Here is a 12,834-nt window from a genome sequence, read left to right as displayed (position 1 = left end):
TCCTCCTTCTGTTGGCGTTGTCTTTCTATTTTCCATTTCTTCACAAAAAAGCAGTACTTCGTTACCCTATTTTCGAACAGGAATGTTCCATTGACAGGAACGATATAATGACCTTTACATAGGCTTGTCCTTGACAGCGGGCGATGGGTCCTGTAGCCTTTTTACGTGGCCTTTTCACGGGGCCTTTGATGTATCCTTCATTTTGTATTCGAAATATGTACGCTCGATGCCCGGGCCTCAGAAGGCCCCAAGATACAGTATGAAACGGACTGGATAACTTCATCAAGGGGACAACAATGTTTGATTGGCAAGAAAATCTGAATCGCCGGGCCTTCCTGGCCGCAGGCGCCACCGGGGCGGCGGGATTGGCTGCCTTGGCGCTCTGGAAAAGCCAGGGGGACGATGGCCTCTTCTCTTCCGGCAGGCCTGCTTTGCCGTGGACGATGCGTTCGGTGGAAGGCGCAGAAGAGATCGTCCTCCGCCGCCATCCCTATCCGTACCGGGCCAGCCTCTCGATTACGTCAGACATTGACGGCACATCGCCGAAGGAGTTCAACCGGATCCATCAGTTTTTGAACTCCGATCTGGAGACGGAGACGGGACAAGCCCTGTCTCTCGACATCGCCGACTCCTGCTGGATGGTCGTCGACTCCGACTGGGAAGGAACCATCGACCGTTTCGGCAGTCCCGTCCGCGACCAGATGAGCTTTTGGCGCGACATGCACTTGCGGGAAGAGTATGCCGCCGATTGGATCACCAAGTATGTCCGCTGCGGTTGGATCGACAGCGTGCACACCTACGGCGATTTTAACCGGCAGAACACCGGCGAGACCACCTTTCACCGCCGGGTGGCCGCAGAGAGCGTCTCCAAGTGGTACAACCTGGGCTTCAAGTTTACCGTCTGGATCAATCACGGCAACAGTTCCAACGTGCAGAACCTCTCCGACGGCCGCAAGCGGACCTATGAACGGGGCGACGACCCCGCTTCCCCCTACTACCACACAGACCTGCTGATCCCCTATGGCATCCGCTTCGTCTGGCATTCGGCCTCTTCCTCCCGGGAGTATGTCTTCAGCCGTCCCGACCTGCTCTACCCGATCACCTTGGGCGACGGGCAGCGTGTCTGGGGTTTTCACCGGTTCTCCTGCGCCCGCCGCCTCTTTCGCGCCACGCCGGAGTACCTCTGGAGCCCCTACGGCCTCCCACGCCAGTTGACGGAAGATCATCTGAAAACGCTGATCGACGAGGGGGGCTTCAGTTCCGTCTCCCAGCATCTCGGCGGTCCGACAGACCTCTATAACGCCTTCCCCGATGAGTCGCTGGCGCCGCTCCGCCGCATCGCCAATCTTCACCATGACGGCGTGGTCCTGGTGGCGCGCACCTCCCGGCTGCTGCGCTACAACCAGGTCAACAATTTTCTCCGCTTCCGTGTCCATAAAGACAGCGAAAGCACATCCATCATCATCGATCACGTCAATGATCCCCATATGGGCGCTTTCAAACCGGAACTGGACGATCTGCGAGGCATCACCTTCTACTGCGCCGATCCGTTCAAAACGAAGCTCTTCCTGGGGGAACGGCAGTTTCCCGACGACCTGCTCACCCGCAACCCGGCCGACCATACGGGAAAACCGAGCCTGTCCATCGCCTGGTTCAAGGCGGACACGCTGGACTACAGTCAATGGGGCTGACCGCTGCAAGCGGCCAGCCCCATTTTCATGCCATCGTTTCCATGCTTCCTCTTCCGGCCTTCATTTCCCCTTCGGCGTCCATGACCACCGCTTCAGGTTCCGCGCAAAACCCTCCACGCCGTCGCCTTGAATGACGCCCAGGCGGATGACGGCTTTCATGCTGTCTCTGTGCTGCGAGCGGCCCATGCAGAGGCCCAAGCCGTGACCCAGTTCGTCCATGATCTCCATGACCTGGGCGTCATACACGCCATAAGGGTAAGCCAGCGCGTAAACAGGGCGGCCATAGCGGTTTTCGATGGTCTCCTTTGCCATCCGCAGATCGCTGGCGATGCGCGCCCGCATCTCCTCCGGCGTCTCTTGCAGGCCCGTATCAGGGTTGATCCGCGGCGCCACCAGCAAAGAGCGGCCGTCCACCTTGTCGTGGAGGTCGAAGGTATGGGATTGGACGTCACAGAGCCCGCTGGCCACCATCTCGTCGATCTGGCGCCAGTCAAGCAGGTCTCCCTTGGCAGGGTCATAGGCGTGGGGGGGATTTTGCTCCAGCAGCCAACCGGCGACGGGGAACAAGGTAAAGGGGTAGCCGTATTTTTTCAAGATGGGATAGGCGAGGGTGTAGTTCGATTCATAACCGTCATCAAAGGTGATCGCCACCGGCCGGTAGGGCAGGGGCGCACCCTTCTGGGCATAGTCCCAGACGCGCTGCAGGGGGACGACATTGTAACCTTCCCGGTGCAGATACGCCATCTGCGCCGCAAAGTCATCGATGTAAACGACGGCGTCATTGTTGCGCCAGAGTCCCCGCTCGGTGAAGTGATGATACATGAGGATGACGATGGGCTCCCCGGCCTGGTGAACGCGCCCTGAAGGTTGCGCGCCTTGGGAAGCGCCCGATAAGGAATCCGGCGATGCCCCAGGCGCCGTGGCGGCGCTGTCGACGCCGGCGCCGTTTGCGGCTGCGCCGGGGAGGTTCGCGCCGGAAACAGTGGAATCCGGTTGGGGTCGAGCCGAGGCTTCCGCCTGTGCGGACGAGGTGCCGGCGCCGGCCGTCGATGCTTGTACAGAAGCGGTTGACGTTGAGCCCGAAGGGCTGCAACCGGCGACAAAGACCGCCAGGAGAATGAGGGAGATGAAAATAAGAAGCGCCCCGATCGGTTTTTTGCTGTGAAATGGATCCCCCATCAGATGTACACCGCTTTCATCAATAAAAATGTATCCATAATGGCGCAGTTGCGACCCTGCTTACAAAGCGACGAGAACTGCGTCAGCACAAGGATAGCATAGAAGCGATTTCTGGTTCAATCTTTCCGCCTTTGGAGCGCATTTTTAGGATTGACGCGAAGAAGGCCCGAATTCGCTCTACGGGAGCCCTTCGGACCTTCTATTATCGTTAGGATGTTTTTTCTATTTCACTATTCATGATCTCGTTTAGCCCTGGGCCGCCTCGGTGACGATAACCGACCAGCCTTTCCCGGCATAGGCGTTGTACCCCTGGGTGCGGGCGTAGCCGGAGATCCGCGACTTCCCCTGCGCACCATCGATCACATACCCGTACGTTTCCCCAGCCAGCGCCTTTCTCGCGGCCGGCATGTCGCTGAGGTCCCTTTCCAGGATCCCGTTGCGATCAAGGGAAGCAATGACAAGGCCCTCCTTGTTGATCACATAGAGGCTGCCCCCCTGGCTGACTTTGGCCTTGTCGATGATGTCATAGATGAAACGCCAGTTGAACCGCGTTGACAAGACGCCGACGATGGCGCCCTGATCGTCCCGAACCGGGCAGGAGTACGCCACCGTATATCCGCCTGCCGATTGGCAGAAATACATGTCCGTCACATAGACGTTTTTCCTGCCCATCGTCTCCCGGAACCATTCTTTACCGGACATGTCTGCGCCGACCAAGTCCTGGCGAAGGCCTGTCGCGATAATCCGTCCCTGCTGATCAGTGAGGTACAGGTCATAATAGACCTCGTAGATGTCGACGATCTTTTTCATCAGGGCGGTCGCCTCTGCCCGGTATCTCTCCGGATCGCCCAGGCAGTCACGGATCGCCTGAAAGGTTGCCCATGCCTGAACATCACAGTTGCGCTCAAAGAGGTTTCGGTCGATCTTGTCAATGGTGTCATAGGCCAGGTCGGCTGTCCGGACGGCGATCACCTCGTTGGCCGTCAGATGGATGTCCTGGATAATGACCACACTGTCCCGGGTCGCCTGAAAGCTGTTATCGGCCAGTTTTTTGATCTCGTCGGCTACGACGCGAAAACCCCGCCCCGCCTCTCCCGCTCTAGACGCTTCGATGGCAGAGTTTAACGCCAACAGATTGGTCTGCTTGCTGATCCGGTCAATGGTTTGGATGGTCTTGACCATCCGGCTCGTTCTCTCTGTCAATCTCTTTAACAACGCAGACATGCTGGTTTCCTGCGGTGTGTCAACCGCCATGGAAAAATCTCCTCCTTAGTATGCCTTCCGAACTGCGGGAGCCATTGACGCTTTTTATGAACATAAAGACAAAAAAGCCCCCTGCGGCCCCTAGAAAGGAGCCGCAAAGGACTTCATTGTCACAGAAGCGCGGTCATAGATGCACGGTCACAGATGCGCTATACCAGTATAGCAAAAATCGCCAAGCATCTATAGCCATTTTCGTGATTTTAATCAATCTTCATCTTCTTGCCGGCAATACACCCGGATGATTCCAAAGGCGAATATCCAGGGTACTTTCCTTTCGATTGATACCCATGCGTGTGCAGCAACTTCTTGGCCAGTTCGCTCCCCGGCTGGCCCAGGATCTCCCGGTAGAGGCGGCGCACCGTCGGGTTTTCGTGGCTATAGCGCAGACTCTTGTGGCTGTCGATGTCATAGAGGGCGTCGGCCCGGTTATGGCGGTAATCGAGGGAGGTCTTTTTATGGTCCCTACCGCCCAGGATGGGCTGGCCGCCGCCGCCGACACAGCCGCCAGGGCAGGCCATGACCTCGATGAAGTCGATCTTCTCGCCCGCCTCCAGGGCCTCGATGACACGGCGGGCGTTGCCGGTCCCGTGGGCGACGGCCACGTGGATGTCATGGTCGCCGAGCTTGACATGGTGCAGCTTCAATCCCGTCTCGCCGCGGATCTCGCGGAACTCGACGGGCGGCGGCGGCGCGTCGACGAAGCTGAGTGGGTTGGCGGCCCGGGACAGGACCCAACTGGTCGTCCGCAGCGTCGCCTCCATCACGCCGCCGGTGGCGCCGAAGATGGCGCCGGCGCCGGTCGCCTCGCCGAAGGCGGAATCAAAGGACTCATCGGGCAGGCGGCTGAAGTCGATGCCGGCCTCGCGGATCATGCGGACCAGTTCGCGCGTCGTCAGCACGTAGTCTACATCGGGCCGTGTTCCGTCGCCATGCTCGGGCCGGGCGGCCTCGTACTTCTTGGCCGTGCAGGGCATGACAGCCACAGAAACGACTTTTTCTGGCGGCAGGCCGCGCTCCTTGTGGTAGTGGGCCCGGGTCAACGCGCCGAACATGGCCATGGGCGACTTGCAGGTGGACAGGTTGGGGATGTATTTGGGGTAGTAGTGTTCGACGAGCTTGATCCAGGCGGGGCAGCAGGAGGTGAAAAAGGGCGTCCTTCCCTCCTCGTAGCGCCCCAGGAACTCGTAGGCCTCCTCGACGATGGTCAGGTCGGCGGCGAAATCGGTCGCCAGGACCTGGTCAAAACCGAGGCGGCGCAACGCGGCCACCAACTTCCCTGTCACCTTGGCCCCGACGGGCATGCCAAAGGCCTCGCCCAGGGTGACTTGAATCGACGGCGCCGTCTGAACGACCACATGGGTCGTCGGGTCGGCCAAGGCCTTCCACACATCGTCGATGGTCTCTTTTTCCGTCAGCGCCCCCACTGGGCAAGAGAGGACGCACTGGCCGCACATGATGCAGGCCGTGTCGCCCATGTCGGCGTTGAAGGCAGGGGCGATGATGGTGTCGAAGCCGCGCTCCTGGGCGGCGATGACATGATTCTCCTGCACCTTCGCGCAGATGCTCTCGCAGCGGCGGCAGTGGACGCATTTGTTCGGGTCGTGCCGGATGGAGGGGTTGTTGTCCTGCACCGGCTGGCGGCGGACCTCCCCCTGGGACTCGATGCGGCGGATGCCGAGATCCTCGGCGATGTTCTGCAGTTCGCAGTTCAAGTTGCGGATGCAGGTGGTGCACTCGCGCTGGTGGTCAGATAGAATCAGTTCCACCACCCGGCGGCGGGCCTTGCGGACCCGAGGGCTGTGGGTGCGCACCTTGAGCCCTTCGGCGACGGGGTAGACGCAGGAGGCTTGCAATGCCCGCTGGCCCTCCACCTCGACGAGGCAGACGCGGCAGGCGCCGATCTCGTTGATCTCGCGCAGGTAGCAGAGGCTGGGGATGTGAATGCCGGCCTCGCGGGCGGCGTCCAGGACAGTCGTGCCCACATCGGCCTCGACAGGCTGGCCATCGATCTCCAGCCTCACCTTTTTGGGGCCGAAAAAGGCCGACGGTTTGGTATGCTCCTCCGGGTGCTCCTCGCCAGGGTCCCAGCCCAGCATGTGGGGGAGCAGGGCTTCTTCCAGATGGCGTTTCATCATTCTCCCTCCCGCGCGATGCATTTGGCCGGGCATTTCTGGGCGCAGGCGCCGCAGGCGATGCAGCGTCCGGCGTCAATCACAAAGGGCGTCTTGCGGAGCTCGCCGCTAATCGCCTCGACGGGACAGAAGCGGACGCAGAGGCCGCAGCGGCGGCATTTTTCTCCGTCGACGCGGAATTTGCCCTTCGGCTTCAAGGCGGCGCAGACGCCGGCGGGACAGCGTTTGTCGTTGATATGGGCCTCGTACTCATGGCGGAAGTAGCGCAGGGTGCTGAGGACGGGGTTGGGGGCCGTCTGGCCAAGGCCGCAGAGGGAGGCCTCGCGGATGTCGCGGCCCAGGTCTTCGAGCCTCTCCAGGTCTTCCGGCTCGCCCTTGCCCTCGGTGATGCGGGTGATGATCTCCAGGAGGCGGCGTGTGCCGATGCGGCAAGGGGTGCACTTGCCGCAGGATTCGTCCTGGGTGAATTCGAGGTAAAAGCGGGCGATATCGACCATGCAGTCCGACTCGTCCATGACGATCAGGCCGCCCGAGCCCATCATGGAGCCGACGGCGATCAGGCTGTCGTAGTCGATGGGGGTGTCCAGGTACTGCGCCGGCAGGCAGCCGCCGGACGGGCCGCCGGTCTGGACGGCCTTGAAAGCCTTGCCGCCGGGGATGCCGCCGCCGATGTCATAGATGATCGTCCGCAGCGTCGTGCCCATGGGCACCTCGATGAGGCCCGTGTTGTTGATCTTGCCGGCCAGGGAGAAGATCTTCGTCCCCTTGCTCCGCTCGGTGCCCAGGTTGGCGTACCAGGCGGCGCCGTTGACGATGATCTGGGGGATGTTGGCATAGGTCTCCACATTGTTAAGCAGCGTCGGTTTGCCCCAGAGGCCGCTCAAGGCTGGGTAGGGCGGCCGGGAGCGCGGCTCGCCCCGTTTGCCGCTGACTGAGTTTAAGAGGGCCGTCTCCTCGCCACAGACAAAGGCGCCGGCGCCGAGGCGCAGTTCGATGTCAAAGGCGAAACCTGTGCCCAGGATGTCTTCGCCGAGCAGCCCTGCCTGCCGGGCTTGCTCGATGGCCACCTCCAGCCGGTGGACGGCGATGGGGTACTCGGCCCGGACGTAGACATAGCCCTGGCGGGCGCCGATGGCGTAGCCGGCGATGGCCATCGCTTCGAGCACGGCATGGGGATCACCCTCTAAGATGGAGCGGTCCATGAAGGCGCCGGGGTCGCCTTCGTCAGCGTTGCAGACAACGTACTTGGGCGTATCAGGCGCTGCGGCGGTAAAGGCCCACTTGCGGCCCGCTAAAAAGCCGGCGCCGCCCCGGCCGCGCAACCCTGACCGGGTCACCTCGTCAACGACCTGGGCCGGCGTCATCACCGTCAAGGCCTTGGCCAGGCCGGCATAGCCGCCGCTGGCCAGGTAGTCGTCGATGTCCTCGGGGTTGATGACGCCGCAGTTGCGCAGGGCGACGCGGTGCTGGGGATGGAAAAACTCGTTCTCGTCGATGGTGTTGCGGGTCGCGCCTTCCGGCGGGTGCTTGTAGAGCAGGCGCTCGATGATTTCACCCTTGGCGATGTGGCGTTCCACGATCTCCTTGGCGTCATCGGGAGCCACCTGGCAGTAAAAGACCCGTTCCGGGTGGATGACGACGACGGGACCGAGTTCGCAAAAGCCGAAGCAGCCGGTGGGTACGACGTCTGCCTCCTTGTCGAGGCCGCAGCGGGTCAGTTCGTTATGTAGGGATTGGCGGAGTTCGGCGCTGCGCGAGGAGGTGCAGCCGGTGCCGGCGCAGACGAGGATCTGGTGATGTATGTATGGCTTATCCGCAGAAGCTCCGGGAATCAGCGCTTCAGGGGTTTGCGCTTTAGGTGCTTGTACTTCGGGAGTTTGCGCTTCGGGAGACTGTGCCTCGGGAGACAGCGCTTCAGGAATATGCGCTTCATGGATCCGCTGGCGGTAACGGGCGGCATGGCGCTGGCGGGCAGCCGTTAAGTCTTCGACGGAGCGGATGCGCGTGGCAATGACGGGTGCTTCGAGGGAACTTTCAGCAGATGTATCGGTAAGCTCCCCACACGCCTCACGGTCTCCGCACTCCCCCACGTTGTTGCACTCCGTTCGCTGACCGCATGCACAACTCGATTCTTTACTTGCGTTCTCTGCCGCCGGATGTACGTTCTGTTCGTCCTTTCGATTCCGGTAGCCGGCGAGCAGGGCAGGCACGTCGGCGGCCTTCATGCGGCCGTGAACCTCCCCGTCGATGACGATGGCCGGCGCGAGACCGCAGGCGCCGACGCATCGCGTATCGGTCAGGGTAAACATCCCGTCAGCTGTTGTCTGATCCAGGTCGATGCCCAGTTCCTTCTTGATTGCGGCCAGCACCTCCGGCGCGCCCTTGACGTAGCAGGCCGTGCCCATACAGACGCTGATCGTGTGCTTCCCTTTCGGCTGCCGGCTAAAGAGGCTGTAAAAGCTGACAACGCCCGCCACCTCACTGACAGGCAGGTTCATTCGTTCGGCTACATGGCACTGCACCGCCTCCGGGAGATACCCGAAGATCTCCTGTGCTTGCTGCAAAAGGCGGATCAACTGGCCGGGACTGTCTTTATACCGGTCGATGACCTCATCCAGCATTTGCATCTTTTCGTGGAATGAGTCATCCCCCTGATCCATTGGTGATCGGATCATCGGCGCGCGCTCCTTTCTGTTCCGAGTTGAACACAAAAAGGGAAAAGAATATTCCGCACACGTGAATTATATCACTTTTCACAAGATTTTTTCATTGTCTTTTCTAGCGAATTGGGACGCGCGCTGTGGCAAAAAAGCAAAACCGCCGCCCCCGAGACTGGGGAACAGCGGTTTTTCGCCTATCGGATCTTGTCATTCATGATAACCCTTTTCACCATAAGGCTGCAGCTTTTCCTTCCAGTGCTCCTCCAATCCTTGGAGCACCTCATTGACGGCCCGCATGTTCTGGCGTTCCTCCGCTTCTAACTCCAAGGTTTCCAGCACTTCAAAAGCGAAGTTCTCCGCGCCATGCTCGTTCCAATCCTTCTGCAGTTCCGGGCTCTCGTGGGCGCCATGGGAGAGCGAAAAGCGGTGGCGGTTGAAGGCAGCCTCGATGTTTCTTGAACTGCCGATGAGGCCTTTGCCGTTGATCTTGTTGCGTATCTGAAACACGCCGACGGACGGCGCCGTTTCCTTGTAGGCGAGCTTTTTCTGTCTCCTGCTTTCCTTATCCACCGGAGCAACACCTTCCTTCCTGCCTTCTACAGCGTTTTCCCCATCCCCTTCTTGGAGAGAATCACTTTGTACATCGGCCTTTGTCTTCCTTGCTTTTGCAGGTGTCGTTGTCTTTGCCTCTGTCCCTGCCTCTGCCTCTTTCTTCGCCGCCGTCTTTGCTTCTAGGCTCCCGGCCATTTTGGAAGAAGCGGTCTCCGGCTTGCCGCCGTCACCTGCGTCGCCAGTGACACCGGGTTCACCGAATTCACGGGATTCACCGGCTTGGCTCAGAGAAATCCCCGGCTTCAACCAATAAGCGCGGCCGTCCGCCGTCCGCTCGAGGAAACCGTATTCCACCAGGTACCGGCGCAGCGTGGCATAGTCGAGGCCGGCAGATTCGAGAATCCCGTTGACCTCTTTTTCCGAATAGGTCCGTCCGGACGCAAAGCGGCCGCTGATGTGTTTCACGATGATCAGCCGCTTTTTCTCCTGTTCGGGAAAATGGGTGATAGGGCCGTCAAGTCCGTCGGCGAGGCACTTGCGCAGCACCTCGGCGTATTCCGCTTCGGTGACGGCGTAGCGATCATCGAGCGGATGGCCCCCCTGCGGGAATTGGACGAGCCGCGTCGGCTCCGGCGCGCCCTCCCGGAGCAGTTCCAGGATGGCCAGGGTAATCTTGGCCTGTTTCTCCTTTTCCCGGAACTGGAAGCGGTGGTTGCGGACGGTCGAAGCGCTTCCGCCCAGTCGGGCGACGATGTCCTTGTCATCATGCCCGTGGTAGAAGAGCGTGATCAGCATCTGCTGGTGCTCCGTCAGGCCCGTGTACTTTTTGTCCATGCGGATAAGATGCTCGAACATCGACCCGTGTTCCTGCCGGATGTGCAGTTCCGCCGCCTTGCGGGCATCATAAAGCAGGCCGTCGACCGGGTAGATCTGACCCCGCTGAAAGGCTCGCCCGCAAACCAGGCAGATGTGGCTGTCCTGGCCTTCGTCGAGAACGTATCCTCGCTTCAGTTCTTCAAGGGACGCATCCCAAAAGCGCTTGATCAAGTCCACGGCGTCCACTCCAGTCGTTTATTGATTACATAAACATAATATCATTACGTCTATGCATTGTCAACGCGGGGATTTTTCTTTTCCGTAGGAGACGCGTAAAAAAACCCTGAACGCGACCATCTCATCACGTTCAGGGTTTTTTTGGTTCTAGCCCCGCTCATCGCTCCAGCGTTCGTTCCGGTGAATCGAGCGGAGCTTCTGCGGGTGTAACGGCTTTGACTTCATAATACAGGCCCAACGCCTCATCCCGTTTTTTCCTCCAGGCCCGGTGTAGCATCGATTGCAGGTTTTCGAAGTCCTGTTCATCGAGGGTTTCCAATTGATTCAACTGTTCGCTGATCATTTGAATCGTTTCGTCGCTGAAGGATCCCTCCCGCTCTTTCGGTCTGCGGATGAACAGCGCTGACAATGACGCCGTGACGGTGCCAATGACACCGATGCCCGTAATCATCAGCAAGCCCGCCAGCATGCGCCCCTCTGTCGTCACCGGCGAGATATCGCCGTATCCGACAGTGGTAATGGTGACGAGAGACCACCAGAGGGCGTCGCCAAATTCACGGATGTTGGGGTTATGTCCCTTTTCAAACATCAATACCCCGCCGGCGCCGGAACAGACGAGGGCGATGAAAATCAGCAAGCCGTAGGTGACGCCGTTCTCCACCCGGTGCCGGTCAAAACGGCGGGCCACATACTGAAAGAGCACGAAAAGCCGGACCAGGCGAAGGATCCGCAGCGACTGGAAGACGGTCGAAAAGGGAATGATGGCGATCAGTTCGATGATGTTCGACTTGAAAAAGGACCACTTGTTCTCGGCCACAAAGAAGCGGGCAAAATAGTCGAAGGTGAAGATGACAAGGACGGTGTCATCCACCCATTGCAGCGCGACAGCGTGGTCCTTCCCCAATTCGGAGTGCTGGAGAATGAGGGCGGCTGAGGCGATCAGGGCCAACAAGCCCATCAGGTACTCCCAGGCTGGCGTACTCGTGACTTGCTCGACTCTCCGCACAATCCCTTTTCGCATGCCCCGTCCACCGCCCTTCCCCATTTGCCGGATTTGGCAATGATGCCGGCGTCGTTGCTACACGGTCAGGGCTCTCTGGCAACCCGTTCCTCTTCGCCATTCCTCCGGCCGCCACCGCCGGTCTGCGTTGCTGGCCTAACCGGCGAAGAGTTCCCGCAATAAGGCAGTCATTTCCCCCTTGCTCACCGGAACGGGATTGACCCGTGTCGAGCCCTTCAAGGCGTTATCGACAAGTTCGCTAAAGGCCGCCTCAAAATCCTGCTGCGCCAGCCCCGCTTCCCGCAAAGAGGCGGGAATTTGGAGCAACCGCTTCAGCCGCTCGACGGCATCGACGAAGTCAGACTCGCCGACGCTCCGGGCAAGCCGCTGCAGCCGCAGATCCACCTCACCGTCACGGCGGTTGAAGCGGAGCACATGGGGCAGTACAATGGCGTTAATCAACCCGTGGCCGAGGCCGAACTGCCCACCCACAGCATGGGCGATGCCGTGGGCCATGCCGAGCCCCACATGGCTGAAGGCTAGGCCAGCCATGCACTGGTAGATGTGCATGTTTTCGCGGCTTTCCGGTGAACGCTCCAGGTAGGAAGCGGGCAGGTTGGCAAAGATCCCTTCGACGGCGCCGCGGGCCAGGGGCTCCATAAAGGCGTCCATACGCTTGTTGATGTAGCACTCGACGGCATGGGTCAGGGCGTCCATGCCCGTCTCAGCGACGATGTTCGGCGGCATGGTCAAGGTCAGGTCGGTATCCAATATGGCCACATCGGGGATCATGGCTGTCGTTTTGAGTCCGATCTTCAGGTTCTGTTCCCGGAAGGTGATGACAGCCGCCTTGGTCACCTCGCTGCCCGTCCCCGATGTGGACGGCGCGGCCACAAAGGTGAGCTTCTGCCGCCGCTCCGGCAGTTCCCGGGTCAGGACGTTGGCGAAGTCGAGTTCCGGGTATTCGTAGAACAGGGCCATCGCCTTGGCTGCGTCGAGGGGGGAGCCGCCGCCGACCGCCACGAGCAGGTCGGGGCCGAAGGCGCGCATCTGCGCCACCCCCGCCTCCACCGCCGCTGTGTCCGGATTGGCGCCGATGCCGCCATGGACAAGGGTGTCACATCCCTTTTCATGGAGCATGGCTTCGATTTTGGCGATGGTTCCGTTAGCGAACATGGAACGCCCGCCGGTGACGATGAAGGCCCTCTTCGCTGGCAATGTCGCGATATACCCGATGGAACCCCGGCCGGTGATGATCGCCTGGCCGCCGAGGACGATCTTGTTAAACATAAGATTTTCTTATC

8 protein-coding genes and 1 pseudogene are annotated in these 12,834 nt (G+C 60.2%); 1 reads left to right on the top strand and 8 read right to left on the bottom strand.

What is annotated here, in order from left to right; genetic code table 11:
- Nucleotides 1-296: 296 nt before the first annotated feature.
- The gene (locus tag GTO91_RS13295) at nucleotides 297-1,691 is read left to right on the top strand and encodes a hypothetical protein (protein WP_161259219.1); all 1,395 of its coding nucleotides are present in this window, start codon (nucleotides 297-299) and stop codon (nucleotides 1,689-1,691) included.
- Nucleotides 1,692-1,751: 60 nt separating this feature from the next.
- Here the strand turns inward: GTO91_RS13295 and GTO91_RS13290 are convergent, their stop codons facing one another.
- From GTO91_RS13290 to GTO91_RS13260, 8 genes and pseudogenes are all read right to left on the bottom strand, one after another.
- The gene (locus GTO91_RS13290) at nucleotides 1,752-2,870 is read right to left on the bottom strand and encodes a polysaccharide deacetylase family protein (RefSeq protein WP_161259218.1); all 1,119 of its coding nucleotides are present in this window, start codon (nucleotides 2,868-2,870) and stop codon (nucleotides 1,752-1,754) included.
- A gap of 246 nt (nucleotides 2,871-3,116) precedes the next feature.
- Nucleotides 3,117-4,124, bottom strand: coding sequence for a methyl-accepting chemotaxis protein (locus GTO91_RS13285; RefSeq protein WP_161259217.1), 1,008 nt, complete (start codon nucleotides 4,122-4,124; stop codon nucleotides 3,117-3,119).
- Between the two features lie 209 nt (nucleotides 4,125-4,333).
- Nucleotides 4,334-6,268 carry an NADH-dependent [FeFe] hydrogenase, group A6 gene (locus tag GTO91_RS13280; RefSeq protein WP_161259216.1) on the bottom strand — a complete coding sequence of 645 codons (1,935 nt, stop codon included), beginning with the start codon at nucleotides 6,266-6,268 and terminating at the stop codon, nucleotides 4,334-4,336.
- Nucleotides 6,265-8,100 (bottom strand): NADH-quinone oxidoreductase subunit NuoF, encoded by a 1,836-nt coding sequence (nuoF, locus tag GTO91_RS13275; protein WP_235919596.1) that lies wholly within the window; start codon nucleotides 8,098-8,100, stop codon nucleotides 6,265-6,267. Before nuoF ends, GTO91_RS13280 begins: the two co-directional genes overlap by 4 nt.
- A 363-nt stretch (nucleotides 8,101-8,463) precedes the next feature.
- Nucleotides 8,464-8,886: pseudogene (locus GTO91_RS18190) on the bottom strand (NADH-quinone oxidoreductase subunit NuoE family protein); the annotation flags it as partial.
- Nucleotides 8,887-9,132: 246 nt separating this feature from the next.
- Entirely contained in the window at nucleotides 9,133-10,530 is a 1,398-nt protein-coding gene (locus tag GTO91_RS13270; RefSeq protein ID WP_161259214.1) for a DUF2087 domain-containing protein, read from the bottom strand.
- A gap of 157 nt (nucleotides 10,531-10,687) precedes the next feature.
- On the bottom strand, nucleotides 10,688-11,551 hold the full coding sequence (locus tag GTO91_RS13265) for an ion transporter (protein ID WP_161259213.1): 864 nt from the start codon (nucleotides 11,549-11,551) through the stop codon (nucleotides 10,688-10,690).
- Between the two features lie 135 nt (nucleotides 11,552-11,686).
- Nucleotides 11,687-12,820, bottom strand: a complete 1,134-nt coding sequence (locus tag GTO91_RS13260; RefSeq protein WP_161259212.1) for an iron-containing alcohol dehydrogenase — start codon at nucleotides 12,818-12,820, stop codon at nucleotides 11,687-11,689.
- Between the last annotated feature and the right edge of the window lie 14 nt (nucleotides 12,821-12,834).

This window comes from Heliomicrobium undosum (assembly GCF_009877425.1).
Taxonomy (GTDB): Bacteria; Bacillota; Desulfitobacteriia; order Heliobacteriales; family Heliobacteriaceae; genus Heliomicrobium; species Heliomicrobium undosum.
Note: the sequence above shows the minus strand (reverse complement) of the source record. Positions and strands in the feature narration are given on the sequence as shown.

Coding starts and splice junctions, on each gene's coding strand:
- GTO91_RS13290 (WP_161259218.1), bottom strand. CDS start 2,870: ATGGGGGATCCATTTCACAGCAAAAAACCGATCGGGGCGCTTCTTATT.
- GTO91_RS13285 (WP_161259217.1), bottom strand. CDS start 4,124: ATGGCGGTTGACACACCGCAGGAAACCAGCATGTCTGCGTTGTTAAAG.
- GTO91_RS13280 (WP_161259216.1), bottom strand. CDS start 6,268: ATGATGAAACGCCATCTGGAAGAAGCCCTGCTCCCCCACATGCTGGGC.
- GTO91_RS13265 (WP_161259213.1), bottom strand. CDS start 11,551: ATGCGAAAAGGGATTGTGCGGAGAGTCGAGCAAGTCACGAGTACGCCA.
- GTO91_RS13260 (WP_161259212.1), bottom strand. CDS start 12,820: ATGTTTAACAAGATCGTCCTCGGCGGCCAGGCGATCATCACCGGCCGG.
- GTO91_RS13295 (WP_161259219.1), top strand. CDS start 297: ATGTTTGATTGGCAAGAAAATCTGAATCGCCGGGCCTTCCTGGCCGCA.